The sequence below is a fragment of the Bacillaceae bacterium S4-13-56 genome, assembly GCA_040191315.1.
Classification (GTDB): Bacteria; Bacillota; Bacilli; order Bacillales; family JAWJLM01; genus JAWJLM01.
In genome coordinates, this window is the sequence record JAWJLM010000010.1 from 52,833 (window position 1) to 78,818 (window position 25,986).

Genomic DNA, 25,986 nt, shown 5'->3' on the forward strand with positions numbered 1-25,986 from the left:
AGACCTGAGGTGGGGGTATTATTGCCCGTTCATGTTTGCTAAATTAATATCTAACCCAACAGGGCAATGATCACTACCATAAATATCACAGTATATATGTGAATCTTCAATGTTTGAAGCCATTCGGTTGGATACAACAAAATAATCAATACGCCAACCAATATTTCTTTCTCTTACCTTATTCATATAGGACCACCAGGAATATACATCCGTTCTTTCAGGATACAGATAGCGAAAAGAATCAACAAAGCCACTACCTAAAAACTCGGTCATCTTACCTCTTTCCTCGATAGTAAATCCTGAATTTTGCACATTGGACTTTGCATTTTTTAGATCAATTTCCTGGTGGGCCACATTCAAATCACCGCATAAAATGACCGGCTTCTGCTTGTCCAATTGTTTAATATACTTTAGAATTGCATTCTCCCATTCTAATCGGTAATCCAACCTAGAGAGATCCCGTTTGGAATTGGGCGTATAAACTGTTACAACAAAATAGGAGTCAAATTCTAAAGTAATCACTCTACCTTCTTTATCCTCTAAAATTTCTCCAAGGCCAAAGGAAACATGCAATGGTTCTTTTTTTGTAAAAACAGCTGTTCCTGAATAACCTTTTCTTTCTGCGTAGTTCCAATACTGATAATAACCATCTAGTTCTAGTTTGACTTGACCTTCTTGACACTTTGATTCTTGAATACAAAAAACATCAGCATCTATATAATGAAAGAAATCTAAAAAACCTTTGGTAAGACATGCCCGAATTCCATTGACATTCCATGATACAAGCTTCAAAACATCTACCCCTTCTTAACCTTCTTGGGTCTTATTATACCGTTCTATTTGGTTCGGTGCACTCAAATAGGATCCTTCATTATATTTAAAGGGGGGTTAAGAAAGCTGATAAAGGGAGTGATATCTTGTATTTTCTTTCATTAAGTCTTCGTGTTTTCCTTCTAATACCAATTTCCCTTGATCTAAAAATGTCACTCGGTCCGCTTTTTCTATAAAAGCTAAGTGATGGCTAATCCAAAGGACTGATTTATCCTTTAAAGCTTCAAAGATAGTATCTAATAAATCCTTTTCTGTTTGTGGGTCTAATCCAATGGTAGGTTCATCTAAAATAACCAAGGGGGCTTTCTGCAATAATATCCTAGCTAAAGCTATCCGATGACGCTCTCCTCCAGAAAAGCGAGTGCCTGCTTCATCCATGATGGTATCATATCCTTCTGGAAGAGATAGGATAAACTCATGAAGTTTTACCTGTTTAGCTGCCCAATATACATCTTGATCTGAAGCTTTGGAACATCCTAAACGTATATTGTTTTTCACTGTGGTATTAAAGAGATAAGGGTCCTGATTCAACACTGAAACCACTTTTGAGGTATTTTCTACCATATGATATGCAGGAAACCCATTAATAGTTACAGAGCCTGTCAGTGGTAAAAGATCTCCTATAATAAGTTTGATTAGGGTTGATTTCCCTCCTCCGCTTGGACCTAACAGTGCTACTTTTTCTCCCTCTTTCATAGAAAAGGTAAGATTATCTATGATCAACCTATCTTTCTCATAACCAAAAGAAGCTCTCAGAATCTCTAGTTCACATCTATTATTAATAAAAGAGAGTGAATGGTTCTTATCCGGCAAATCAATAGGTGGAAGCTCACTAAGACGTTGGAAAGAAGATTGATAAGATGGGATCTCACTTACTGAATCGGAAATGGGTATGAATATTTCCATTAAAGGGAAAAGAACCAAAACAAAAGCTGCGATTAAGGTTGGTTGCATCTCTCCCATGGAGCTTTGCTGGGCTGTCCAAAAAAGAATCACTACCACAATGGTTGCAATAAGTAGTTGTGCAGTCATATTACGTCTTTGTATATAACCTTGATTCCTTTCTTCTAATATAGCTAACTCCGCTTCTGCTTTCTCGTAGCTTTCAATAAAATCATGGGATCGACCACTAAATTGCCAATCACTTACACCCATTACTGCATCAGTTAGTCTTGAGTACAAGCTATATCTTCCACTTTTCATTTTTCCTATCGTATACTTAGAAAAAGAAAGAGATAACCATGGGAAAAGAAAGACAAGGATCCCTAGTAATAGGCCCATTATGAATGCAAATGTAATTGAAAAGTAACTAAGGAACGCCACAACAGATCCATATAAAGCATATCCCACAACAGCCGGAAATACAGTCTTCAAATAAATATCCTGAAGTCGCTCAACGTCTTCAGAAAGAAGACCCAGCATATTTCCAATTTTTAAAGAGAAGGATTGTTTTCCTATAAAGGGTTCTATGGATTGATAGACCCTTTTTCTCATTTGAGAAAGAATGGTCAAAACAATATGATGACCCATTAATCTCTCTAAATAACGAAAAACAGCCTTACTAATACCAAACGTCCGAACTGCAACTATAGGAACATATATAAGTAAAATATTCTCTGGTCTGGTTGCGGCTTTGGAGATTAAAAATCCTGAGGTGAACATTAAAAGAGCAGATGCCAAAGCTGCCCCGATTCCAAAAACTATTACAATGAATACCCAGCCCTTATTTTTCTTAAGATATGGAAGTACCCACTCTTTCATGCTGTAGCCTCCCTTTCAACACCGAAACCATTTCATAATAGTCTCCTTGTTGATGAATTAATTCCTCATGTGTTCCTTGCTCTACTAAAACGCCTCTTCTAAGAAATAAAACCTGATCCATATCCTCCATCCAATGAAGTCTGTGTGTAGCTAAAAATACAAGTTTATCCTCAAACAATTTCAAAAGGCGTAGTTTAATATCCATTTCGGTTTCTACATCTAAATGAGCGGTTGGCTCATCCAAAATGAGGATGGGCCGATCGACCAAAAAGGCTCGTGCTATTGCTACACGTTGAATTTGTCCTCCACTTAGGGACCGGCCTCCGTCTCCTAGCACCTCATCTGCATACTCTTCATACAAGTTAGCAATGCCCGCCTTCTGAGCCGCTTGCCAAATTTCATGGTCTGAAGCATTAGGGTAATAGAATGCTATATTCCTTTTAAACGTGTCTTGAAAAATGTAAGGATGCTGTGGTATATATACCACCTGGCTTTGCCAATCTTTCCTCTGAAGATGAGTGAAGGTCTGCCCATTAATGGATAGACCCCCTTTCTGCACTTGGAGGAATCCACTTATCAATTCAGAGATAGTAGATTTCCCGGCTCCACTTGAACCGACAATTCCTATTTTCTGAAATCCCTTAACCGCAAAGCTTACATTTTTTAAAGATGCTGGTCCTTGTTGATCATGTTGAATACTTGCATTTTCAAATGAAAAGATAGAATCTTTTGTCCATTTTCGAATGCTTCCTTGTTCTTTTTCATAAGGCGCCATTTCTAATATACTATGAAGTTTTTTGGCTGACTTTTGCCCGTTTAATGTAGCGTGAAAATCTGCACCTATTTCCCGTATAGGTAAAAAATACTCAGGAGCCAATATAAGGATAGTCAAAGCTGGACCTAATGTTAATTCCCCTTCTATCAAACGCAATCCAAGAAATACAGCAATAGTAGCCACTGAAAGCATTGTGAAAAAATCCAACGCAAAAGAAGATAGAAAGGCAACCTTAAGTGTACTCATTGTTGACTTTCGATAACGGTCACTCACTGATTGAATTCTATTACTATGAGACTTGCTAATCCCTAAATATTTTAAGGTTTGTAAACCCCGCAATGAATCTACAAAATGGTTAGCTAGGATTCTATGGGATTGAAATTGCATATCCGCTTTTTTTTGAGCAGCCATCCCAAGTAAGATCATAAAAGTAATTAAAATGGGAGTAGCCACTGCCAAAACGATTCCCGAAAGACGATCCAAAAACCAGACAAAGGAAATGATCATAATGGGAATGACCAGGACCTGAATGAATTTTTGTGAGAAAAGAGAAAGATAGTTCTTCACTTGAGAAATTCCCTCTATTAGTAAAGTTACCGTATTTCCAGTCCCTAACTTTCTAATTACTCTCGGTCCAATTAGAAAAAGATGATCGATCACCTTTTTTCTTAAATCCTTTCCTGTTTTTTCCGAAAATCGAAACACTATCTTTTCTTTAACTTGCTGAAGAATAGCTCTTATAAGGAAAGCCATGACAAAATAGAAGATGCTTAAATTAGCATCTTCTATTTCTTTCTGGTTAAAAAAATGAGCGACTACTTTTGCCAGCCAAACTCCTTGCATAATAATAGCGATCCCTTGGATAACAGTTATGCTAACAAGAAAAATAAAAAGTTTGCGAATTCCCGAGTACGTTAGCCATGTTTTATCCATTAATAAATCATACCCTTTCCATTGACCCTTTTACGGAATACATAGTAACTCCAAATCTGATAAGCTAGGACAAAAGGCAAGAAAATTAAAACCACTATTGTCATTACTTTAAGGGAATATGGACCTGAGGATGCTGCATATAAAGTCAGGTCATAAGTACTTCCAAGCGAACTAATCATGACACGTGGGAAAAGTCCCACAAAAATAGTGGCCACTGTTAGTGCAATTCCTAATCCACTTGCAGTAAAAGCCCATCCATCCTTTTTCTGTTTTAGGAAAAAGATCGCTCCTACATAACTAAGTACAATAAGAGCAATCATCGGTATGGTTGCTTCCTCACGATACGTAAAAAGATCTGTTTCAAAATAAGCGAGTCCTACAAAAGTAACCAAAGATACGAAAACCGCATAGATCAGCTTTTCCGCTAATTTGTGTGCTCTTTCTTGTAAATCTCCTACCGTCCTTAGTGTAATAAATACCAAACCATGCATCAGACATAATAGGGTTACCGTCACTCCTCCAACCACAGTAAATACATTCACATAATCAAAGAAGCCGGCACGTAATGTCATGGTTTCATCTATTGGCATTCCCCGAATGATACTTGAAAACAGAATTCCAAATAAAAATGGAGGTAAAATACTTCCTACAAAAATAGCTAAATCCCAATTTTTTCTCCATTTTTCACTATCTACTTTCCCTCTAAACTCAAAGGCAACCCCACGTCCAATCAAGGCAATAAGTACGAATACGAACGGTATATAATAACCACTAAACATGGTGGCATACCAATGAGGAAATCCAGCAAAAATGGCTCCTCCTCCCGTTAAAAGCCAAACTTCATTAGCGTCCCAAAAAGGACCAATTGTATTTATTAACATACGTCGTTCTAACTCGTTTTTCCCAACAAACCGCCCCGCCATTCCTACGCCAAAATCAAATCCTTCTAAAAAGAAGAATCCAATAAATAAGACAGCCACAATGACAAACCAAAGCTCATTCAATTCCATTATGGAAGAACCCCCTTATCAAATGGATCATTTGATAGAGAAACATCCTGTGAATAATGATGTTCCGTTCCTTTTTTAATTTCTCGAACGAATAAGTAAACAAGTACTATAGCAAGACCAAGGTATACAACACTATAGCCAACCAATGAAAATAATAGCGACTGTGAAGATACATTAGGTGAAACAGACTCCGCAGTAGTAAATAGTCCAAATACCGTCCATGGCTGTCGTCCAAATTCTGTCATTACCCAGCCCGCAGTATTCGCGATAAACGGGAAGGCAATCATGGCAACCATCCCTTTTAAGTAGAAAGCTTTATTAAGTATAGTTTTTCGAAGAGCAAACAAAAGTCCAAGAGCGGAAGTTAAAATCATTAACCCTCCTGCACCAACCATAATTCGGAAGCTCCAAAAGGTTGTATTAACTGGCGGGATATAATTTCCTTCTCCATATTTTTGTTCATATTCTTCCTGGAGAGTCAGCATTCCTGGAACAGAACCCGAGAATTCATTGTAGGCTAAGAAGCTTAAAGCATAAGGAATGGATAGTTCAAATGAGTTTTTTTGGTTTTCTTCATCAATTGCTGCAAAGATCACCCATGGTGCTGGATCTGCACTATCCTTCCACAAAGCCTCGCTGGCAGCCATTTTCATAGGCTGTGCTTCCATTAAATGCTGAGCTTGTGCGTGTCCACTGAAAACAATTCCCATACTACCAATAAAAGCAATACTCATAGCCATTTTAAACGACCTTGTAAATAAATCGATTTCTTGTTTCTTAATAAGCTTATAAGCACTGACTCCTCCAATAAAAAAAGCACCAGTCACTAATCCAGCAAAGATCACATGTGGAAATTCTACGAGAAGCTGAGGATTTTGTAGTAATGCGAAGAAGTCGTTCATCTCTGCTCTTCCATTATTGATTACAAAACCAACGGGTTCCTGCATAAACGAATTTGCCGCTAAGATCCATAGCGCAGAAAACGTGGTACCTAATGTCACTAGCCAAATACAAAATAAATGGATTTTCTTAGGCAAACGATCCCATCCAAAAATCCAGATTCCGATAAAAGTCGATTCTAAGAAGAAGGCTAATAACGCCTCTATTGCGAGTGGAGCTCCAAAAACATCTCCTACAAATCGAGAATATTCGGACCAGTTCATTCCAAACTGAAATTCTTGAATGATACCGGTTACTACTCCTACTGCAAAGTTAATCAGGAATAAGTGCCCCCAAAATTTAGCCATCTTTTTATAGACTACCTGATTCTTCACAACATAGAGTGTCTCCATCAACGCTACCATAAACACTAAGCCAATCGACATGGGCACAAATAAAAAGTGAAAAATTGTCGTTACCCCAAATTGCAGCCTGGCCAACAGTAATTCAGTCATTCACTGTCCCCCCAAACCCAAATTTTAGATTTTGACTTCTTTGTTACAGCAATCAAAGCATACCCACTTCAGTACAAGTGTATTATAGCCTAGATTATGGGTTATGGAGTGCAATTTTATGATAGAACCATGACAATCATGTGAAGATTTTGACAATACTAATAGTTATCATTTTAGAGATGGTGCTTAATGATACTGTTTTTAAATAAAGAAGTAAGCATCCTCCTTTATTTAATTGAAGACATTTATGAAATCACCTTTAAGCCCATGGTTGCTCCTATGATGAGGACCATAAAAAAAAGCCGCTTCCAATCAGCTGGTTCTTTTATCATATCCTTTTATATAACGATTCACTTGAGAGCTTGCTGGCCAGTCCCCTTCCACACAAATTGCCTTGAATCCTTTTTCTTCTATAAGCCGCTACGATAATTCTGCTCTTATCTTATAAAACTCAGATGTCCCATGACTTGACTCACCTAATAGGACTACTCTAGCATCTCCAACTTCATCTATAATAGGCTCTAAATCCTGTACTGCCTCGAATGATTTTGAATGCTTTTTGATTCCTTCTAAAATCTTATTCAAAATAAGTCCTCCTCCGAAGCATAGTAAACAAGATTACTTTGCCCAAGCGGAGGAGGACTTATGAGGTTGAGCAAATTTCAACCCTTACTTTTTTTCGGATTTAGACATAAGATTATAAACATAAGTGGATGTCTGTTTATAGCTATCCTCCACCTTCTCAGCCAAATCATGCGTACGTTCAAATAGAATGGACCTGAAGTGTTGGAGCTGACGAGAGATTTTCTCCATGAGAGCTTCTTGATTTTCCAAGCGTTCCTCTAGTTGACTCTGATGCTGCTCCTGTTTACTGACTTTATCGGAAATTTCCTGGTTTAGCTTATAAACTTCTCCAACCTGTTCATTCATCTTTTCTTGGCTTTGGTCCATTTGTTGTAGTTGTTGCATCATTTCATACGTAGTATCGTGAATCTGCTTTAATTCCTCAAATATCTTTTGTTTTTCTTTTTCTTCCGCCTCGGTTAATTTACCAAGCTTCTCTCCTACCTCATTCCATCGCTCTGAATTCATTTTTTCCTGTTTTTGCTGTACTGTAGATAATTGTTGATACGACTTTTCCAAGGATTCGTTCATTTCTTTCTGACTTTTGATCCATTCTGCAAGGTAATCGTATTTAAAGGTGGACTGATTATTGTCCTTTAGTTTATCTTCGTTGGAAAAAAGCTTTGGTTGGCTTCTCCAATTCATAAAAAGACCCATGAGATCACTTCCTCATTCCTTTTTACCTTTATCCTATGCAAAAAAAATGTAGGCGGGAATCAAAGAAGTGAGATGACTTTTCCTATACTAGATACTTGTAGCATGTAACAGCTTCTACCTGTATGAAACCTTCCTGTTCATAGAGAGCTTTAGCTCTTTCATTCTCTCCATTCACGGATAAGATAGCTTTAGAATACCCTTTATCTTTTGCAAACTGTAGGGCTGCTCGAAGAAAAACACGCCCTAATCCTTTCCCCTGGTATTCGGGTACTATGGCGACTGGACCAATATTCATGATTGGCGCATTTTCATATTCATCATCTGAACCACGAACAACCCCGACAGGAATTTGATGATGATATAAAATTTTCATACCACCCTCAATATGCTCTGTTTCTGTTATCATTTTTGTAACCATTGCAGGGGATATAGGTGTCTCGCTACCTTGCAACTTTGCAAAACTAGCATTTCTCACCTTACACCAAGTCTCTTCATCCTGACCTTCGATAAAATCTTTTAGCTCATATCCATCTGAAAGCTGGAAGGAAGGAATTTGATCTAAGTCTCGAACAAGAAGAAAAGCATATCTCTCCACAACAAAAGATTGAGATTCAATGTATATTGAGAGATTTTTGTTAACTAATGGAACAAAGACATATACCTTTTCAAGCCCCTCTGTATGTTGCAATACAGACTCCATCAGCTTTTGATAGGATTCTACATCCAATAATTCTGAATGAAAAATACGGAATCTTCCCCTTTTACCATGCCTTTGGTATTCGTCTAATATAAGGGAAGCCGCACCCTTCACCTGACTCTTATCATCTAACAACACACAGCTTGGATTATCGTCGTTATCAATGAAACCATCTAAATCCTCATCATATAAGAACGAATCATCAACTTCCATTCGATGCTTTTTACAATAGATAACAAAGGCATTTTTGTGGTTTGTTCCTACCCTTTCAACCTTCATAGCTTCACAGCTCCTTATTCTCGTTGGAGAATATTTTAGCACATCCTATTTTAATGTATATAAAAGGTTGAAGCGTTTCTGTATTTACAGAAACGCTTCATTATTCCTCCTCTTCTTCACTTTCTGAATCATTTTCTATTACTTTGTCATTCTCCGCTTCAACGTCGTCTAAATCCAGCCAAGACAACATTTCACGGACAACAGTATTGATCTTATCATTCACCATTTCTTCTCCGTATTTTTTCTTTGCCCGCTCTATATTGTCCAATACTTCATCACTAAAATGGATGACAGGTTTATCATCCTCCATATTATTAAACAACTCAATAAATTCATCTAATGCTTTATCAAACCGCTTTTTCTCAAGTTCGGTTGCCTTCATTTTTTATCACCCATTCTTAGAGTGTCCAGTTTTTTCTACAGTATGGTCTTCTTCCCATAAAGAATCCATTGCTAAATATTTCACATATAAGCTTTATATAAAAGTTCTATAAAATGGACAAGGCAAATTATAAATAATGCCTTATACCTCCAAGGAAACCAAGCATGATGTATATCTCATCACAGTTGGATTCCTTTATAGTTGATATCATCTGAGGAGGCTTTCTATGAATCGTTGGTTTGTTGTAGTAGGAGCTGTATTAGTCAAATAAATCTAGGGGCTGTTTATGCGTGGAGTATGTTTAATCAACCACTGATAGATCAATTCGGCTGGGAACGAGAGGATGTCGTTTTTACATTCTCCATTACTATTGCCGTCTTTGCATTTACAACCATTTTTGCGGGGAAGCTTCAGGATGTAATAGGTCCTCGTTGGGTTGCAACCATTGGAGGTATTCTGCTGGGAATAGGTTTACTCTTATCTAGCCAAGCGACTTCATTATCTCAACTCTATTTCTATTATGGAGTTATAGGTGGAATAGGGATTGGTATGACTTATGTATGCCCTCTTTCAGCATGTGTAAAATGGTTCCCCGACAAAAGAGGTTTTATCAGCGGCGTGGCTGTGGCGGGATTTGGCCTTGGCGGCTTAATTTATAAGCCAATTATTGAAATGCTTATAGAGAATTTCGGTGTTACCTCTACCTTTTCATATTTAGGAATCACTTATTTAATTTTAGTCGTGGCTGGAGCACAGTTATTAAAAAACCCTCCTACCGAATTTGAACTACCATCTAGTCCTAATTCATCGGTTATCCCGAATGCGATCAATTTTTCAACAAAGAAATGCTCCGTACTCCTCAATTTTATATACTTTGGATCATGTTCTTGATTGGTGGTATGTCTGGTTTGTTAGTGATTAGTTTTGCTGTGGATATAGGAGTGGAGCTGGTCAACCTTGATGCAGGAAAAGCTGCTAATGCCGTTATGGTCATTGCCTTATTTAATGCAGGTGGTCGAATCGGTTTAGGAAAGTTATCCGATCGTTTTGGCAGGAAGAATACTCTCCTTAGCGTATATGCACTTACTGCTGTTATTCTGTTTTTTATGAGTACGGGTTTAATGAATTATCCTCTATTCTTAATAGCTGTTTCCCTCATTGGTTTTGCCTTTGGTGGATACCTTGCTTTATATCCTTCCGCAACTGCAGATTACTATGGAACAAAAAATATAGGAATGAATTATGGATTTATGTACCAAGCTTATGGAATTTCTGCTTTCGCCGGTCCATTTATTATCAAGCTCATCCCATTTACACAAGCCTTTATTATTTTCGCAATTCTATGTTTAGTGGCCGTTATAATGGGAAGGTTTGTTTCTACCCCAAAAAAAGCGATCGTCCACAGAGCATCCCAACAAGGAATTTAACAAAAAGGTGTTAGTCCAAGGTTCTTAATAGCCGTCTAACACCTTTTTTATTTCCTCGCAATTAATGATATGTTCATTTCTATTTTTGCTTTATAATAGAAATATAAAAACGCTTTCAAAGAGGTGGCATGTTATGCTTGATCTTAATCTCACCCAACAGCAGAATATAAAGCTGGCCATGACTCCAGAAATGAAGCAAGCCATATCTATTTTACAATATTCCACAGTGGAACTTGCTGATTATATAAAACGGGAAGCTCTTGATAATCCACTCATTGAAATTGAAGAACCTCCTGTTTTAGGAAATCACTATATTTCATCTTCCCAATCAAATTATGTTGAAAATGTATCTAGGGATACTAAAGATATCTATGATTTCTTAATGGAACAAGCCAATTTTATGAACTTAAAAGAAAAGAAACGAAAAATTGTTCACTATCTAATTATGTTACTGGATGATAGTGGATACTTTCACGATGACATTTATGAAATAGCTGAAGAATTAGATGTTGCTGTTGACGACATAAAAGATGCTCTCCATACCATACAACGAATGGAGCCTATAGGAGTAGGAGCAAGAAATCTAAAAGAATGTCTTCTTATCCAAATCGAGGAACAAGATCCAAATAATCATATTGCCAAAAGAATGGTTAGTGAATATTTAGAAGAGATGTCTATGCAAATGTGGGATGAAATTTCAAGGGAGTTGGGGGTCAGTAAAGATAAAGTAATACAGGAATTTGATTTTATTTCTTCCTTACAACCTAGACCAGGAAACTCCATTAATACGTCAACACCCACAAATTATATAGTGCCTGATCTTTTCTTGGAGGTGGAGGATGAATCCATCATTCTTCGCGTAAATGACTCTGTCTTGCCAAAAATTAGTTTATCATCTACGTATGAGATCTTAAAATCTAACACGAGTGTATCTGACCCTACCCATCGCTATATTGAGGAAAAGTATAGAAGCTTTATGTGGCTAAGCAAGAGTATTAACCATCGTGGAAATACTTTACTTAACATTATGAGGGCTATTACAGACGTCCAAATAGAATTTTTTATGAAAGGCACAGATACGCTTCGTCCATTATCCCTCAAAATGATTGCAGAAAAATGTGGGGTTCATGAGTCAACGGTTAGCAGATCATCCAGAAACAAATATGTTCAAACCCCCTATGGATTATTTGAGATTAAGCACTTTTTCACAAACGCTGTTCAACTCTCCGATGGTGAGATTACGTCTTCTTACGTAGTTAGGAAAAAAATAAAGGATCTTATTGATGAGGAATCGTATGACCGACCTCTTTCTGATCAACAGTTGGCTAATATACTCAAAGGCCAACATATCCAAATTTCGAGAAGGACAGTTACTAAGTATCGAGAGCAGCTCGATATTCCTTCTTCTGTGATACGAAAAAAAATAAAAAGAAATAAGGCATCGCATTGACGCGATGCCTTTTGGATTCTAAGAAATGTCATACATTTTGCATTTATCATACATACTTGTTTTTCCAATTCCAAGTAATTTAGCTGCCTCTTGTTTATTGCCTTTTGTTAGCACAAGTGCCTGTCTAATAGCCTTTATTTCAGCATCCTCAACAGTTTCTTTTAATGGCTTAATAGTTTGAGAGGAAGTGCTAGAAAAGTAATCTCTCCCCTTTGGAGTATATTCTTCAAGATCACTTAAATACAAAGGAAGATGTGCAAGTTCTATTTGCCTTCCGTCTAAAACATTGATTGCTCTTTCCAAAACATTTTCTAACTCTCGTACATTCCCTGGCCATGAATGCTGTAGTAGTCTTTGCTCTACTTCATGTGAAAGCATCGTTCCTTTTTTATAAAACCTTTTTTCAATTTTACGAAGTAATTGACTGGCGATTGGCAGGATATCTTCCTTTCTTTCACGAAGAGGGGGGATTTCAATCTGAATAACATTTAATCGATAGTAAAGATCTCTTCGAAACGTTCCTTCCTCCACCTTCTTCATCAAATTCTGATTTGTTGCTGCTAAAATTCGAAGGTTGATGGGAATTGTTTTGTTCCCTCCAATTGGAATAATTTCTTTTTCTTGGATAGCTCTAAGCATTTTGCTTTGCATTGAAAAAGGCATATCCCCTATTTCATCAAGAAAAATCGAACCATTGTTAGCTACTTTTAAAAGACCTTCCTTTCCACCTTTTTTTGCTCCCGTAAAGGCACCATCTTCGTAACCAAATAGTTCAGATTCAAAAAGATCTTCAGGAATCGAGGCGCAGTTAATAGCTACAAATGGTTGTTTTTTTCTCTTACTATTTTGGTGAATAGCATGGGCAAATAGTTCCTTTCCTGTTCCTGATTCACCTGTGATTAGGATGGAAGAATTACTAGCAGCAACTCTTTCAGCGAATTTCTTAGTGGATAAAAAAACCGGACTTTCTCCTACAAGATCATGAAATCCATACTTACTTGTCAACTCTTTTACAATTTTATCCTTATAAAAGTTTAATTCTTCTATTAGGCTTTGCATTTTATTGTTGTAATCTCGTACATTCTCTGGATCAGGAAAGATAACCGTTCCTAATGCACCTACAATTTCATCATCAATCACGAGGGGATATCGATTGGCTACCATGACACTTCCATTGATTGGTTGAAGATCTTCTATCTCTGCCTGACCTGTTTTTACCACTATATGCATTCTTGTATTTTCAATTACTTCTTGAACATGCTTACCAATAGCTTGTTCCATCGTAGTTCCTAAAAAGTCACAATAGGTAGAGTTAATGTAGACAATAATCCCTTCTGTGTCTACAACAACCAATCTCAATATAGATAGATTAATAATCTCTTCTAGCCATTCTGGTGGAAGCCCTTTCATCTCACGGCTCAGCAATGAATATCCCCCCTTATATACTCCTTTATTTCATTATAACAAAGAAGAACTAGCCTCTGTATGGTACTTTTTTCTGAATTAATAGATGCCCATTGATGCTAGAATAATAGCCGCAATAGTCGCAATGATTGGGATAACGATCGCAACTACTGCAATATCACGATAACTATTTTTGTGTGTCATTCCCGTTATGGTAAGCAAGGTTAATACTGCTCCATTATGTGGAAGGACATCTAGTCCACCAGATGATAATGATGCGATTCGGTGAAAAGCTTCTGGTGCAATGCCAGATGTTTGAGATAGTTCATAGTATTTTTGACCAAGTGCTTCTAGAGCAATACCCATTCCACCTGAAGCAGACCCTGTTGCCCCTGCCAATAGGTTTACTGCGATAGATTCAGAAATTAACGGGTTTCCAGGGACGCCCATTAACATTTTTGTAAGCTTTTCAAATCCAGGAACTGCCTGAACTACTGTACCAAATCCAACTGCTGCACTAGTATTAATAATTGCCGTTACAGAACCAGTAGCACCGGCATTAATGGTCTTCACAAAGCTTTTAAGCATTTTGTAGTTTAGGACTAGAATTAAGAGAATACCTGCAATAAGAGCCATAATAATATGCCAGTCTAAGAGGTTTAGCGTTAATACAACCGTTAACAATGGTAACAAAGATAAGAATACATTGGGAACCTTTTCTTCTGACACAGCCATTGGTTGATCCTTTGGTTCTGTAAACACTTCACCTTTAGCGGTCATTTGCTTTTGACGCCAGATCAAATAGTAATAACCTAATACTCCCATAATAACTGCCGCTACAATACCCATTATAGGCGCTGCCATCGCATCCGTTTTAAAATAAGGCATTGGAATTAGGTTTTGAATTTGCGGTGTACCTGGTAGAGCGGTCATTGTAAACGTAAATGCACCTAAAGCTACAGTTGCTGGTAGCAATTTACGTGTAATGTTTGCTTCGCGGAATAATGTAATTGCTAATGGATATACAGCAAAAACTACAACGAATAAACTAATACCTCCGTAGGTTAAAACAGCACAGGATAATAATACTCCTAAAATGGCCCGTTTTTCTCCCATCAATTTAGCTAATTTTAAAGCTACGGACTTTGCCATCCCTGTGTCTTCCATTAATTTACCGAAGACTGCACTAAGCATAAATACTGGGAACCATGTCTTAGCAAAGCTTACAAAACCACTCATGTACGTGTTTGTGTAAGCATCAAGTAAATCTAACCCACCAGTAAGAGCTACAACCCCTGCCGCAATGGGAGCTATCCAGATAATTGACCAGCCCATGAAAGCAAGAACCATTAGGACGATAAGACCTAAGATAATTCCAAACATAACAACACCCCTTCATCCATTTATAGTATCTCGGCACGAGCATGTTGCGCATGCCGAGATTGAATATTTTCCCATTCAATTGTTGGACCGTTAGCAATCTCACAAACTTTATTTAAATTTATTGAGCAGTATACCCACCATCTAGAACTACTGCTTGACCAGTAATACCTTTAGCTTTATCGCTAGCTAAAAATAGGGCATAATCTGCAATTTCTTGCACATCTAAAAGGCGTTTCTGTGGCACCAATGGGTATAGTACTTCTTCTTTTACCTTCTCTAGTGGCACATTGCGTGTCTTTGCAAGATCCTCAAATTGACCACGTACAAGAGGGGTATCTACATATCCAGGACAAATTGCATTAACTGTAATATTATGTTCTGCCGTCTCAAGAGCTGCTACTTTTGTTAACCCGATTACCCCATGCTTTGCACTGTTATATGCTGATTTTCCAGCAAAACCGATAAGTCCATTAATAGAAGCCATGTTAAGAACACGACCAAATCCTTGTTTCTTCATAATTGGTAAAGCATATTTCATAGCAATGAAAGGTGCAACTTGCATAACCTTAATCATGAACTCAAATTTTTCAGTTGGAAATTCTTCAATAGGAGATACATGTTGTAAACCTGCATTATTGAATAAAACATCTAACCTTCCATATGTTTCTACCGTTTTTTCTATTGCCTGCTTGATATCTTCTTCTTTTGTTACATCTACTTTTAAACCTAAGCAATCATAGCCTTCCCTTTTAAGCTGTTCCGTAACTTCTTCCAGTTTGGCTTGATTAATATCTGTAAAAACAACTTTGTTTCCATTTTTCAAAAATTCCAAACCAACTTGATAGCCAATTCCACTTGCTGCACCAGTAACAAATACCACTCTACTTTCCATTTCTTTTCCTCCTTAGTGAACTTTTATTTTTCTAATTCAACTACACTAGCAGCACCCATTCCGCCACCAATGCAAAGTGTAGCCAATCCATAACGCGAATCGCGTCTTTTCATTTCGTGTAAAAGTGTGACTAAAATACGCGCACCACTAGCACCGATAGGGTGGCCCAAAGCAATAGCGCCGCCATTGACATTTAATTTATCTCTAGGAATCTCCAGATCTCTTTCAACCGCTAATGATTGGGCAGCGAAGGCTTCATTTGCTTCAATTAAATCGATATCAGTCATAGATAGACCTGCTCTTTTAAGTGCTAGTTTTGTTGATGGAACTGGACCAATTCCCATAATGCGAGGATCTACACCTGCTGTTCCATTTCCTCTTATAGTGGCTATTGGCTTAATCCCTAGTTCATCAGCCTTCTCTCTACTCATTAGGACAATGGCCGCTGCACCATCATTAATCCCAGATGCATTACCCGCAGTAACTGTTCCTTCTTTTTTGAAGGCAGGCTTTAATTTTCCTAATTTTTCAGCTGTAACTCCTGCGCGTGGAAATTCATCTTTTGCAAAGATTATTGGTTCTCCTTTTCTTTGCGGAATTTCTACAGGAACAATCTCTTCTTCAAATACATTACCTTCTAGTGCTGCTTCTGCTTTTTGTTGACTCCATGCAGCAAATTCATCTTGTTCTTCCCTGGAAAAACCATAGTCTTCAGATAAGTTCTCTGCTGTAATCCCCATGTGGCAATTATTGATTGCACATTGTAATCCATCCTGAATCATACTATCTATGATCTTTCCGTCACCCATTCGATAACCAGTTCGACCTTTTGGTAGGAGATAAGGTGCTAGACTCATATTTTCCATTCCACCCGCCACAACGACATCCGCTTCTCCTAATTGAATGGACTGTGCACCAAGGTGAACAGCTTTCAAACCAGAACCACATAGCTTGTTTATCGTTGTTGCTGGAACTTCAAATGGCAACCCCGCTCTTATAGCTGACTGTCTTGCCGGTCCTTGACCAAGACCTGCTTGAAGGACATTTCCCATAATTACTTCATTGACTTGATTAGCTGGGACTCCTGCTCGTTGAAGAGCTTCTTTAATTACTATTGCTCCTAATTCGATGGCAGGAACGTTACTTAACGAGCCCATAAAGCTTCCAACAGCTGTTCTAACCGCACTAACAATAACTACTTCATGCATTCTTTTAACATCCTCTCTATTTTAATGATGTTGTTCTACCTTTAAGTTAGGATCAATCGTAAATGGTGCATCTGTTTTCTCTTTGACTGTTTCAATATCAACGCCATCCTGTAAATCTACTAATAGCAAACCATTCTCTGTTACTTCAAAAACGGCTAACTCCGTCACAATTAAATCAACCACTCCAGCTCCGGTTAAAGGTAAGCTACATTCTTTAAGAATCTTAGGTGTTCCCTTTTTAGAGCAATGTTCCATAGCAACTATTACTTTTTTGGCACCCGTTACTAAGTCCATAGCCCCACCCATACCAGGCACCATTTTCCCTGGAATCATCCAGTTAGCTAAATTTCCATGTTGATCAACCTCTAAGCCACCTAATACCGTAACATCCACATGTCCTCCGCGGATTAATTGGAAGGAAAACACACTATCGAAAAATGCACCACCAGGCAAAATTCCTGTTGGTTGCCCTCCTGCGTTAACTAAGTCTGGATCTTCTGGATCAGACTTTGGTCCAAGTCCAATAAAGCCATTTTCTGATTGTAGAATCACTTCTACACCTTTTTGTAAATAATTAGGAACCATGGTCGGTAGCCCAATTCCAAGATTGACAACATCACCATCACGCATTTCCTTAGCCACTCGTTCTGCAATAATTTCCTTTGCTGTCTTTTCCACCATTTCATAAACCTCCCTTTATGCTAAGATTTTATCCACTAAAATTCCCGTTGTTACAACTTCATTAGGGCAAATGTCACCGATTTCATAAATTTCTTCTACTTCTGCAATCACGGTGTCTGCCGCAAGTGCCATCACTGGGTTTAAATTACGAGCAGAGCTGTGATATACTAGATTTCCAGATTTATCTGCTTTTTTTGCTTTTAATATAGCTACGTCTGCTCTTAAAGGGAGCTCCAATAGATAATCTCGTCCCCCTACATTAATTTTTTGCTTTCCTTCTTCAACTAGAGTTCCTACACCAGTGGGAGTTAATATTCCTCCCAACCCAGAACCACCAGCACGTATTCTTTCTGCAAGAGTTCCTTGAGGAACCAACTCGACTTCTATTTCTCCCGCGATCATTTGACGTCCTGTTTCCGGATTCGTTCCTATATGTGAGGCAATAACCTTTTTCACCCTTTTATTCATTATTAAAGGACCGACACCCGATTCTATGAAAGCGGTATCATTTGCAATCAGCGTTAAATCCTTAACATTAGATTCCATGATTGCATCCACTAGCTTTTTAGAAGTACCGATTCCCATAAATCCACCAAACATTATTGTCATGCCATCTTTAAACATGGGTAGAAGTTCTTCTTTTGAAATGATTTTACTCATGGATGAGCACCTCCTAAATTATTTTTCTCTACACAATTAACAATGCAAAAATCATGCCAACTTTTTAAACAAATGCATTTTATCTCTTTGCTCATTTTTTCACAAATATTGGGAATCAACATTCATTAGAATAATATCCTTTTTATTATTTTTTGAAATTCCACTATTTGATTTCGTTATTGAGGAATAACAGGGCGTTGCCATTCCACTAAAGCGGAATAGTTCGGAATATCGGAAGGAATTTTCTGAATTTTTCCGATAAAACGGAAATATTTTGTATGCGCTTACCACTCGGAAAGAATTGTAAAACGTATGATGAAGCTCATGATTATCGTCCATTAGCAACTAACAAGTGTTCCTAGAGCGTTTATGGAAGGAATTCAGATATTTGTTAAAGAAGAGGAGTATATAGTCTCTAGCCAGAAGATTAAGAATCAATCCCGGTATTCAGTACCTATAAAAACTTTTTGTTATTAATCTGTTGTTTTTTTTCAGAATATTTACTATAATTGCATAATCTATATTTTTAATTGGGTAATATTTAGGGAGTGATGTGAAGATGAATCAAGAAGTATTGTTTATTCAGAGTGAGATATTAAAGGAAAAACCAAGTGTAGATAATTTGGGGTTTGGTAAGCATTTCAGTGATCACATGTTTGTTATGGATTATGAGGAAGGGAAAGGGTGGCATGATCCAAAAATAGTTCCATATGAACCACTTACTCTTGACCCCGCAGCCATGGTATTTCATTACGGCCAGGCGATTTTTGAGGGGTTAAAAGGCTATACTACTCCTGATGGTACGGTTCAGCTATTCCGTCCCGAAAAAAACATGAAACGATTTAACAAATCATGTGCAAGGATGTGTATTCCTCAAATAGAAGAGGATTTTTTATTAAAGGCTATTAAACAATTAATTCTAATAGATAAGGATTGGATTCCCAATGGAGAAGGAACATCCTTATATATCCGCCCTTATGTTTTTGCAACAGAACCTTTTCTTGGTGTACGTCCTTCTAAAAAATATAAATTATTAGTTATTCTTTCTCCTGTAGGAGCTTATTATGGTGATCAATTGAGCCCTGTTCGCATCTATGTGGAGGAACAGTATATACGTGCTGCCGCGGGTGGAGTAGGTGACGTAAAGACTTCCGGAAATTATGCGGCCAGTTTAAAAGCACAGGAAAAAGCAGAGCAATTAGGGTTTTCCCAAATTCTTTGGTTGGATGCTAAAGAAAACAAATATGTAGAAGAAGTTGGAAGTATGAATATCTTCTTCAAGATTAATGGGGAAGTCATTACTCCTAAATTGAGTGGTAGTATTTTAAATGGAGTCACTCGTGATTCCGTCATTCAATTATTAAACCATTGGGGAGTTCCTGTTAAAGAGGAGAAAATTTCGATGGAAGATGTATTTGCTGCTCATAAACGTGGTGAGCTAGAAGAGGTTTTTGGTGCAGGAACAGCAGTCGTTATTTCACCTGTAGGTGAGTTAACTTGGAAAGAGAAAACCATTACCCTCGGAGAACAAAAAATAGGGCCTCTTTCCCAACGTCTCTATGATACCATCACAGGTGTTCAACTAGGGAAGGAAGATGATTTATTTAATTGGACCATGGAAGTTGCCCATGTGAAAGTATAATAATTTAAGTTAAGGGAAACTTCAATCAACGACCGTCCCCCACTGATGGTTAGCACCAAGGGCATACCTAAAGCCCTTGAACCACTCGGACATTTACAGGCGGTTTACTCTCATCGGTTTCCTTAAGAGTTGAGGTGGGGGGGTATTACTGCCTTTTCATATGGGATAAAACTATCCGACAGAAAGCGACATCTCTAATTTTTTGTTGACACATTTTATATTCATTGTATAATAACAAAGACAAGTCGATACGGTTACCTTTAATTCAGCCCAGAGAGGCTGGCAAGGTGGAGCAGAACACGGTTCTGTATATCATGATGGATTCTGGAGAGTTCCTGTATTCGTCATGTTAAGCATCTTGCCCTAAGCAAGATGCTTTTTTTTATTCTACTAATGGTAACTCGACTCAAAACTTTTTAATAAAGGGAGAGATTGAGATGGCTCAAAGAGAAATTCAAGTACATGAAAAACTACCAATACTACAAAGCTTGCCTCTTAGCTTTCAGCACTTATTTGCAATGTTCGGATCTACGGTTTTAGTACCTTTAATTTTTGGTGTGGATCCTGCAACGATTCTATTAATGAACGGAATTGGAACGCTATTATACATTTTTATTACCAAAGGAAAAATCCCGGCTTATTTAGGATCTAGTTTTGCTTTTCTATCACCGGTTGGTGTTGTATTAGCAAACCACGCGGGTGGGGATGGTTATGGATATGCACTTGGAGGATTCTTCCTAGTAGGGGTTGTGCTAGTCCTAGTTTCTATAATTATTAGATTCGCAGGAACAAGTTGGATTGATATCATATTTCCGCCAGCTGCCATGGGAGCAATCGTTGCTGTAATTGGACTTGAATTAGTACCAGTTGCTGCACAAATGGCTGGATGGATTTCATCAGACCCAGGAGCAGAATGGACGATGGATCCAAAATCAGCAACAGTTGCTCTATTAACTTTACTTATTACTATTATTTGCTGGGTAACCCTTAGAGGTTTCCTAAAAATCATCCCTATTCTAATCGGGATTGTTGCAGGTTATATAATTGCTTTATTCTTCGGTATTGTTGACTTGAGTGGAGTAGAAGAAGCTAAATGGATTTCTCTTCCTACTTATTACAAAATGCAATTTGATCTATCAGCTATGCTAACCATATTACCAGCTGCATTAGTTCTTATTCCTGAGCATATTGGACATCTTTTTGTAACGGGGAACATTGTTAAAAAAGATCTAACAAAAGACCCTGGTCTTGATCGCTCCTTAGCAAGTAACGGTATATCTACTATTATTTCTAGTTTTGTTGGAGCAACTCCTAACACTACTTATGGAGAAAACATCGGTGTACTTGCGATTACTCGCGTCTATTCTACTTGGATTATCGGCGGAGCAGCAATCATTGCTATAATTCTATCGTTTATCGGAAAATTATCTGCTCTTATTGCTTCTGTTCCCGAGCCAGTCATGGGCGGAATATCAATTCTACTATTTGGTATTATCGCGGCAAGTGGTATTCGTATGTTAGTAGAGTCAAAGGTTGATTACAGCAATTCGAAAAATCTAATTCTCACTTGTATCGTACTCGTTATTGGTATAAGTGGAGTAGCTATCAACATCGGTGCAGTTGAATTAAAGGGAATGGGATTAGCAACGATCATCGCTATTCTCCTAAGTCTATTCTTTAAATTGCTTGAGATATTTAACATTACAAATGAAGATTAATATGTAAGGAAGGGTACCAGTTTCGACTGGTACCTTTTATTTTTGAATAGCCCTCCTACTAAGGCTTCTTTCTCTATTTTTTTACTAGCTCCTTTTTTCCTTGAACAAAAAATTAGCGCCGCACTCTCCTTCAGGCTCGTATCCTATTGCCTCCACTTTTTGTTTGTCCTTCCCTACAGGCATTATATCAATAATGGGCTTAGCTTTAAGACCTTTTACAGAGAAGCTTGTTAGTATCCTAGAACCCCGCTGTGGGAGTTGTCAGAGATGTACTTCCAATGTGAAAAACCCCCACTATTTCATCTCCAAATATTTCTTTAATTTTCATCAAATAAAAGAGGCTATTGATCAGAATACGCTGTTACTTCCACTTTTCTCCTTATTTCCTTCTCGTAAATACATTCAAACGACACATTTTGACATAATTCGTGTCTTACATATAATCATTTTGTCAACAATAGTTAGTAAATCATTTTCATAAGGGATGGAGCAAATGTTATATATGAGCTACCTTTTTAAACAGTTTCATCAACTGCAGACGGAACATTACCATTATTGGTTGGAGCATACATTATGGAGCCTTCATTTTTGGATATTACTATTTTTAGCCACTGTGCCTTGGATATTCTGGTATAAATATAAAAAGGAAAAAAGGGAAGTACGACTTCTTTTAGCCGGTGGATTTGCATTAGTTACTTCTGCTTACCTTGATTTTTTAGGAATTGTTCTAGGGTTATGGGAGTATAAAGCTATGCTTATCCCAACAATCCCAGCCTTTATGCCTTGGGATATTACATTAATCCCTGTTACAATAATGGTTTGGATTCAAGCTTTTCCAAAATGGTCTTCTCTTAAAAAAGGGATGGTTTATGCTGCAATCGTCTCATTTGTTGGAGAGCCAGTTTTTATTTGGATTGACTTGTATAATCAAAAGATGTGGAATTCCTTTTATTCTTTCCCTTTTTATGTAATTATATATATGATTAGTCACAAAATAAGTGGTGCAAATCGTTGGAAACATTTATAGGAAAACAAAATAATTCTAATAGAAGGTGATCCGAGTGAGAGATTTGAATTCTATTGATGCAATTAAAGAGCATATGAAGAGTAATTTTTTGAGTTTTATCTATATACAGACTGATAGCTGAGGAGTTTGCCATGCATTACTTCCTCAGGTTGAGGAGGTTCTCAAAGATTATCCAGACATCCAAATTGGTCTTATTGATGCTAGTGTTGTACCTGAAATTGCTGAATATTTTCAAGTATTTACAGTACCTGCCCTTCTCCTTTTTGTTGAAGGGAAAGAAGTGTTAAGAGAAGCTAGATTTGTTCCCATAGATTCCTTTCATTACAAAATTGCACGGATTTATGATGCTTTACACATTTGAGAGGACTGGCCTCATACTTAAAAAAAATCGGCCAAGTAAGGCTTTTTCTTCCCAACTAAATAATCAAGCTGATGAACGGCATCTTTTTCCCCTTTAATCAATCCTATTTCCGCTAATTGAATGGGAGACATATATCCAAAAAAGGCCGTGGTTAAAGTATTAATAGAAAGCTTCAAGGCGTTCTCTTTGTCGTGTCCTATGGAATATCCCCCTGAGGTGATTTGGATAGATTGATTATTCCAAGGGGCAAATTCATCTATTATTTTGAGTGTAATTGGACTCCTAACTTTACTATAGTAAGGAGATAGTTGATCAAAAAACAGGGCCACATCTACAATCCTTCCCATAAAATACGGTTTTACTTCTGATTTAATTCTTGGGTCTTGCAGCAAATAGAATAGTGGCTCCCGTTCATCAGTTGTTATCTCGACCTCATCAACCATAGAATCATGCTGACAGATAAAATTCCATAGCCCTACTCGAGCTTCATGATCTAATGGCATAAACTCATCAATGGTCATTTTGTTTTTCTTTACACTATAAAGCATATAACCTTTAGGTTGATTTGATTTATTATAATAAACTGCCACTGTTAGATCATAATAAATAGCATCTTGCCACCAATTTTTTGTTCTTACTAACATGCCCACAAATTTTTTCGAAAACTCATTATAAACAACTTCCACATCAAGATTGTGACTGTCTTTTGAATATCTTTTTACCTTTCCGGGAACATGTTCTAGTCTAGATAAGTCCCCTTTAGATAAAGTAGAAATTTTTCGGTTTGACGTAATCTCCCACCCATACTTTCGATAAAACCCGATATGGAAGGGATGAAGCATAGAAATGCTATATCCTTTATCTCTCATCTCTTTCAATACATTGGTCATTAAATGCTTTACATAGCCAGACCTTCTATACTCAGGGTATGTGGCCACCCCAGCTATCCCACCCATTTTAAGGATAGTATCTTCGAAATAGACCTCAAATGGTATTAGATGTAGCTTAGCTGCAAGTTGGGCCTCGTCATAGATTCCATAGATATCGTGACTCTTTGCCTTTGTTAATCTTTTCTCCATTTCATTTTCAGGAACTTTATATTGAAAGGCATATTCTGAAAGATGTATAGATTCCTTTAGCTGTTTTTCTGATGTTAGCATAGTAATTTCCATGATTTTCCCCCGTTCTTTCTCACTATATTTAAATTTAGTATGATCGGAATCTATTGTCAATTTTCTAGATAATAGGGTTCTTAAGACAAGTCTACTACTGATTCAACAAAACTAGTCATATTTTGGGACAAGCTTTGACAAGTTTTCATCGTACATTCATTTATAATGGTGAAAAAGCTAAGAAGTTGGGTGAAACAATATGGATACATATGTGGGGATTTATCAAATAAATAATGCAATAGATCAAGTCTTGCCTGAAAACGTCAAACAAAATGAAACAAATGTATAAAAAAATGAAATCTTCATATACTTAAAGCACCACAAACCATCGGTTTAACATGTGGTACTCCGTATTTGACCTCACTCTTATCAAGGAGTGGGCTTTCTCGTTTGGAAAATCTGTAATTCTTTGTCCAACATAAATAATATTTGGGTTGATTTGAGGATTTGCCTGAATAATAGATTGAAGATAATCTTCTGCAATAGAAGAGAGCGTTTCACCCGCTTTTACTGTATGAATCATTTGTGCCCTCTCCTTTCCTAATAATCATAGGAATACAATGCTTGAACAGCTGCCGAAATAGTCACCTTCCCCTCTTGAATAGGGGTTGTTTCTTTAACAGCCATAGATTGATAAAAAGGCCTCACAAGATCTGGTTCTTTTTCTTCTATCCATATTGGGGTAGTTTGAAGTGTAACTCTATAAGAGGAAGCTATAGCCTGGGCTTTATCTGTAGCATCGATGGTGGCTTGTTGTAAGGCTTCTCGATAATATTTAGAAGGCTCTGAAACTTCGAAACGAATATCATTGACTCTATTTGCCCCACTCTTCGTTGCTGCATCAATTATTTCCCCTGCTCTGGTTGTTTCTTTTATCTTAATTTCAACAAGATGGGTGAATCTATAACCCTTAAACTCTCTTTTCCCCTCTAAAAACTCATAGATAGGTTCCATATTATATAGGATGGTTTCAATATGTTCTTCTGTGATACCCATGCTTTTTAAAGATTCCAACATCCTATTCATTCTCATCGAATTCTGTTGTTGCGCCTCTTCCACATTCCTATTTGTTGTTTCGACTCCAAGTGTTATGATTACAAGATCTGGCGGTATTGAAAGTGCACCCTTTCCTATAACTTTTATAGTTTGATCCTGTTGATTCCTATTTGGACGTGGATAGGACCTTTGGTTACTAGGGTAGCTTTGATAATAATTCTGATATGGATACACGTTATCACTTCCTTTTTTCTTTTGGTCTATCGTATGCATCCACCCATAAAATGGTCCTTATAGAAGAATTGTCATTATCCACGGAAAAATATATAGTTAATTTACTATGTCAGACAGTGTTAGATACAATGTTTTATTTAATTAGTACACTGTTAGTATTGCCTTCAATTATTATCCTTTTTGAAAGTGTGTTTGGCTATTGTTCAACTAGTGATTACTACTTTGGGTCTTCACTATCTCGCAATGTGTTTCATCTGCCTTATGGTTACTATTTTGAAGCTTCCTCACAATATGTTTTCTCTTCCAAATCCATAAGAAAAGCGCAAGCGTCCTTCGAAACAAGAAAATCACTTGTTTCTGCGAAGTAGCTCTAAGTAGCTTTCCGTAC

Annotated in this window: 24 protein-coding genes and 2 pseudogenes; 7 read left to right on the plus strand and 19 right to left on the minus strand. The window is 37.4% G+C overall.

From position 1 onward, the window contains the following. Positions 1-18: 18 nt before the first annotated feature. The 10 genes from RZN25_04710 to RZN25_04755 all read right to left on the minus strand — a co-directional run bounded on the left by RZN25_04710 (position 19) and on the right by RZN25_04755 (position 9,343). Positions 19-792, minus strand: a complete 774-nt coding sequence (locus tag RZN25_04710) for an exodeoxyribonuclease III (GenBank protein ID MEQ6376124.1) — start codon at positions 790-792, stop codon at positions 19-21. 96 nt (positions 793-888) lie between these two features. Then, positions 889-2,592: a thiol reductant ABC exporter subunit CydC gene (gene cydC / locus RZN25_04715; GenBank protein ID MEQ6376125.1), complete on the minus strand. Its 1,704-nt coding sequence runs from the start codon at positions 2,590-2,592 to the stop codon at positions 889-891. Further along, positions 2,564-4,300, minus strand: coding sequence for a thiol reductant ABC exporter subunit CydD (gene cydD / locus RZN25_04720; GenBank protein ID MEQ6376126.1), 1,737 nt, complete (start codon positions 4,298-4,300; stop codon positions 2,564-2,566). The genes cydC and cydD overlap by 29 nt, the downstream gene beginning before the upstream one ends. Then, positions 4,300-5,310: a cytochrome d ubiquinol oxidase subunit II gene (gene cydB / locus RZN25_04725; protein ID MEQ6376127.1), complete on the minus strand. Its 1,011-nt coding sequence runs from the start codon at positions 5,308-5,310 to the stop codon at positions 4,300-4,302. Before cydB ends, cydD begins: the two co-directional genes overlap by 1 nt. Next, positions 5,310-6,704, minus strand: a complete 1,395-nt coding sequence (locus RZN25_04730; protein ID MEQ6376128.1) for a cytochrome ubiquinol oxidase subunit I — start codon at positions 6,702-6,704, stop codon at positions 5,310-5,312. Before RZN25_04730 ends, cydB begins: the two co-directional genes overlap by 1 nt. 312 nt (positions 6,705-7,016) lie before the next feature. Next, positions 7,017-7,118: an erythromycin esterase family protein gene (locus RZN25_04735; GenBank protein MEQ6376129.1), complete on the minus strand. Its 102-nt coding sequence runs from the start codon at positions 7,116-7,118 to the stop codon at positions 7,017-7,019. Between the two features lie 6 nt (positions 7,119-7,124). Further along, entirely contained in the window at positions 7,125-7,289 is a 165-nt protein-coding gene (locus RZN25_04740; protein ID MEQ6376130.1) for a hypothetical protein, read from the minus strand. An 84-nt stretch (positions 7,290-7,373) separates the two neighbouring features. Beyond that, positions 7,374-7,985, minus strand: a complete 612-nt coding sequence (locus tag RZN25_04745) for a hypothetical protein (GenBank protein ID MEQ6376131.1) — start codon at positions 7,983-7,985, stop codon at positions 7,374-7,376. Positions 7,986-8,067: 82 nt separating this feature from the next. Further along, positions 8,068-8,961 carry a GNAT family N-acetyltransferase gene (locus RZN25_04750; protein ID MEQ6376132.1) on the minus strand — a complete coding sequence of 298 codons (894 nt, stop codon included), beginning with the start codon at positions 8,959-8,961 and terminating at the stop codon, positions 8,068-8,070. A 100-nt stretch (positions 8,962-9,061) separates the two neighbouring features. Beyond that, positions 9,062-9,343, minus strand: coding sequence for an atypical membrane-integrating protein (Mistic protein) (locus tag RZN25_04755; protein MEQ6376133.1), 282 nt, complete (start codon positions 9,341-9,343; stop codon positions 9,062-9,064). A gap of 297 nt (positions 9,344-9,640) precedes the next feature. Here RZN25_04755 and RZN25_04760 point away from each other — a divergent pair, with 297 nt between their 5' ends. The 3 genes from RZN25_04760 to rpoN all read left to right on the plus strand — a co-directional run bounded on the left by RZN25_04760 (position 9,641) and on the right by rpoN (position 12,220). Further along, entirely contained in the window at positions 9,641-10,234 is a 594-nt protein-coding gene (locus RZN25_04760) for an MFS transporter (protein MEQ6376134.1), read from the plus strand. Next, on the plus strand, positions 10,231-10,770 hold the full coding sequence (locus RZN25_04765) for an MFS transporter (protein ID MEQ6376135.1): 540 nt from the start codon (positions 10,231-10,233) through the stop codon (positions 10,768-10,770). Before RZN25_04760 ends, RZN25_04765 begins: the two co-directional genes overlap by 4 nt. Positions 10,771-10,903: 133 nt before the next feature. Continuing rightward, positions 10,904-12,220, plus strand: coding sequence for an RNA polymerase factor sigma-54 (gene rpoN, locus RZN25_04770; protein MEQ6376136.1), 1,317 nt, complete (start codon positions 10,904-10,906; stop codon positions 12,218-12,220). 18 nt (positions 12,221-12,238) lie between these two features. Here rpoN and RZN25_04775 read toward each other — a convergent pair whose 3' ends face one another. The 6 genes from RZN25_04775 to atoD all read right to left on the minus strand — a co-directional run bounded on the left by RZN25_04775 (position 12,239) and on the right by atoD (position 18,448). Beyond that, positions 12,239-13,645, minus strand: coding sequence for a sigma 54-interacting transcriptional regulator (locus RZN25_04775; protein ID MEQ6376137.1), 1,407 nt, complete (start codon positions 13,643-13,645; stop codon positions 12,239-12,241). A 78-nt stretch (positions 13,646-13,723) separates the two neighbouring features. After that, positions 13,724-15,007: a GntP family permease gene (locus RZN25_04780; protein ID MEQ6376138.1), complete on the minus strand. Its 1,284-nt coding sequence runs from the start codon at positions 15,005-15,007 to the stop codon at positions 13,724-13,726. Positions 15,008-15,125: 118 nt separating this feature from the next. Next, positions 15,126-15,899, minus strand: coding sequence for a 3-hydroxybutyrate dehydrogenase (locus tag RZN25_04785; GenBank protein MEQ6376139.1), 774 nt, complete (start codon positions 15,897-15,899; stop codon positions 15,126-15,128). 23 nt (positions 15,900-15,922) lie between these two features. After that, entirely contained in the window at positions 15,923-17,107 is a 1,185-nt protein-coding gene (locus RZN25_04790) for an acetyl-CoA C-acetyltransferase (GenBank protein ID MEQ6376140.1), read from the minus strand. A 21-nt stretch (positions 17,108-17,128) separates the two neighbouring features. Continuing rightward, on the minus strand, positions 17,129-17,788 hold the full coding sequence (locus RZN25_04795; GenBank protein ID MEQ6376141.1) for a 3-oxoacid CoA-transferase subunit B: 660 nt from the start codon (positions 17,786-17,788) through the stop codon (positions 17,129-17,131). Between the two features lie 15 nt (positions 17,789-17,803). Continuing rightward, entirely contained in the window at positions 17,804-18,448 is a 645-nt protein-coding gene (atoD, locus tag RZN25_04800; protein MEQ6376142.1) for an acetate CoA-transferase subunit alpha, read from the minus strand. A 559-nt stretch (positions 18,449-19,007) separates the two neighbouring features. On the opposite strand from atoD, the gene RZN25_04805 reads away from it, so the two are divergent. The 4 genes and pseudogenes from RZN25_04805 to RZN25_04820 all read left to right on the plus strand — a co-directional run bounded on the left by RZN25_04805 (position 19,008) and on the right by RZN25_04820 (position 23,196). Then, complete coding sequence (locus RZN25_04805; protein MEQ6376143.1) at positions 19,008-20,090, plus strand: branched-chain amino acid aminotransferase; 1,083 nt, start codon at positions 19,008-19,010, stop codon at positions 20,088-20,090. A gap of 437 nt (positions 20,091-20,527) precedes the next feature. Further along, the gene (gene uraA, locus RZN25_04810; GenBank protein ID MEQ6376144.1) at positions 20,528-21,808 is read left to right on the plus strand and encodes a uracil permease; all 1,281 of its coding nucleotides are present in this window, start codon (positions 20,528-20,530) and stop codon (positions 21,806-21,808) included. A 502-nt stretch (positions 21,809-22,310) separates the two neighbouring features. Continuing rightward, positions 22,311-22,835, plus strand: a complete 525-nt coding sequence (locus RZN25_04815; protein ID MEQ6376145.1) for a CBO0543 family protein — start codon at positions 22,311-22,313, stop codon at positions 22,833-22,835. Between the two features lie 133 nt (positions 22,836-22,968). After that, positions 22,969-23,196 (plus strand): annotated as a pseudogene (locus RZN25_04820) (thioredoxin family protein). Positions 23,197-23,213: 17 nt separating this feature from the next. Here the strand turns inward: RZN25_04820 and RZN25_04825 are convergent. From RZN25_04825 to RZN25_04835, 3 genes and pseudogenes are all read right to left on the minus strand, one after another. Then, on the minus strand, positions 23,214-24,368 hold the full coding sequence (locus RZN25_04825; GenBank protein ID MEQ6376146.1) for a GNAT family N-acetyltransferase: 1,155 nt from the start codon (positions 24,366-24,368) through the stop codon (positions 23,214-23,216). A 403-nt stretch (positions 24,369-24,771) separates the two neighbouring features. Then, positions 24,772-24,891, minus strand: a pseudogene (locus tag RZN25_04830) (LysM domain-containing protein). A gap of 17 nt (positions 24,892-24,908) precedes the next feature. After that, positions 24,909-25,598, minus strand: a complete 690-nt coding sequence (locus tag RZN25_04835; GenBank protein ID MEQ6376147.1) for an SIMPL domain-containing protein — start codon at positions 25,596-25,598, stop codon at positions 24,909-24,911. Between the last annotated feature and the right edge of the window lie 388 nt (positions 25,599-25,986).

What these genes read in the sequence shown, in the direction of transcription:
- cydC (MEQ6376125.1), bottom strand. Translation starts at nt 2,592, where the DNA reads ATGAAAGAGTGGGTACTTCCATATCTTAAGAAAAATAAGGGCTGGGTA.
- cydD (MEQ6376126.1), bottom strand. Translation starts at nt 4,300, where the DNA reads ATGGATAAAACATGGCTAACGTACTCGGGAATTCGCAAACTTTTTATT.
- cydB (MEQ6376127.1), bottom strand. Translation starts at nt 5,310, where the DNA reads ATGGAATTGAATGAGCTTTGGTTTGTCATTGTGGCTGTCTTATTTATT.
- RZN25_04730 (MEQ6376128.1), bottom strand. Translation starts at nt 6,704, where the DNA reads ATGACTGAATTACTGTTGGCCAGGCTGCAATTTGGGGTAACGACAATT.
- RZN25_04745 (MEQ6376131.1), bottom strand. Translation starts at nt 7,985, where the DNA reads ATGGGTCTTTTTATGAATTGGAGAAGCCAACCAAAGCTTTTTTCCAAC.
- RZN25_04750 (MEQ6376132.1), bottom strand. Translation starts at nt 8,961, where the DNA reads ATGAAGGTTGAAAGGGTAGGAACAAACCACAAAAATGCCTTTGTTATC.
- RZN25_04755 (MEQ6376133.1), bottom strand. Translation starts at nt 9,343, where the DNA reads ATGAAGGCAACCGAACTTGAGAAAAAGCGGTTTGATAAAGCATTAGAT.
- RZN25_04760 (MEQ6376134.1), top strand. Translation starts at nt 9,641, where the DNA reads ATGTTTAATCAACCACTGATAGATCAATTCGGCTGGGAACGAGAGGAT.
- rpoN (MEQ6376136.1), top strand. Translation starts at nt 10,904, where the DNA reads ATGCTTGATCTTAATCTCACCCAACAGCAGAATATAAAGCTGGCCATG.
- RZN25_04780 (MEQ6376138.1), bottom strand. Translation starts at nt 15,007, where the DNA reads ATGTTTGGAATTATCTTAGGTCTTATCGTCCTAATGGTTCTTGCTTTC.
- RZN25_04785 (MEQ6376139.1), bottom strand. Translation starts at nt 15,899, where the DNA reads ATGGAAAGTAGAGTGGTATTTGTTACTGGTGCAGCAAGTGGAATTGGC.
- RZN25_04790 (MEQ6376140.1), bottom strand. Translation starts at nt 17,107, where the DNA reads ATGCATGAAGTAGTTATTGTTAGTGCGGTTAGAACAGCTGTTGGAAGC.
- RZN25_04795 (MEQ6376141.1), bottom strand. Translation starts at nt 17,788, where the DNA reads ATGGTGGAAAAGACAGCAAAGGAAATTATTGCAGAACGAGTGGCTAAG.
- atoD (MEQ6376142.1), bottom strand. Translation starts at nt 18,448, where the DNA reads ATGAGTAAAATCATTTCAAAAGAAGAACTTCTACCCATGTTTAAAGAT.
- RZN25_04805 (MEQ6376143.1), top strand. Translation starts at nt 19,008, where the DNA reads ATGAATCAAGAAGTATTGTTTATTCAGAGTGAGATATTAAAGGAAAAA.
- uraA (MEQ6376144.1), top strand. Translation starts at nt 20,528, where the DNA reads ATGGCTCAAAGAGAAATTCAAGTACATGAAAAACTACCAATACTACAA.
- RZN25_04815 (MEQ6376145.1), top strand. Translation starts at nt 22,311, where the DNA reads ATGAGCTACCTTTTTAAACAGTTTCATCAACTGCAGACGGAACATTAC.
- RZN25_04825 (MEQ6376146.1), bottom strand. Translation starts at nt 24,368, where the DNA reads ATGGAAATTACTATGCTAACATCAGAAAAACAGCTAAAGGAATCTATA.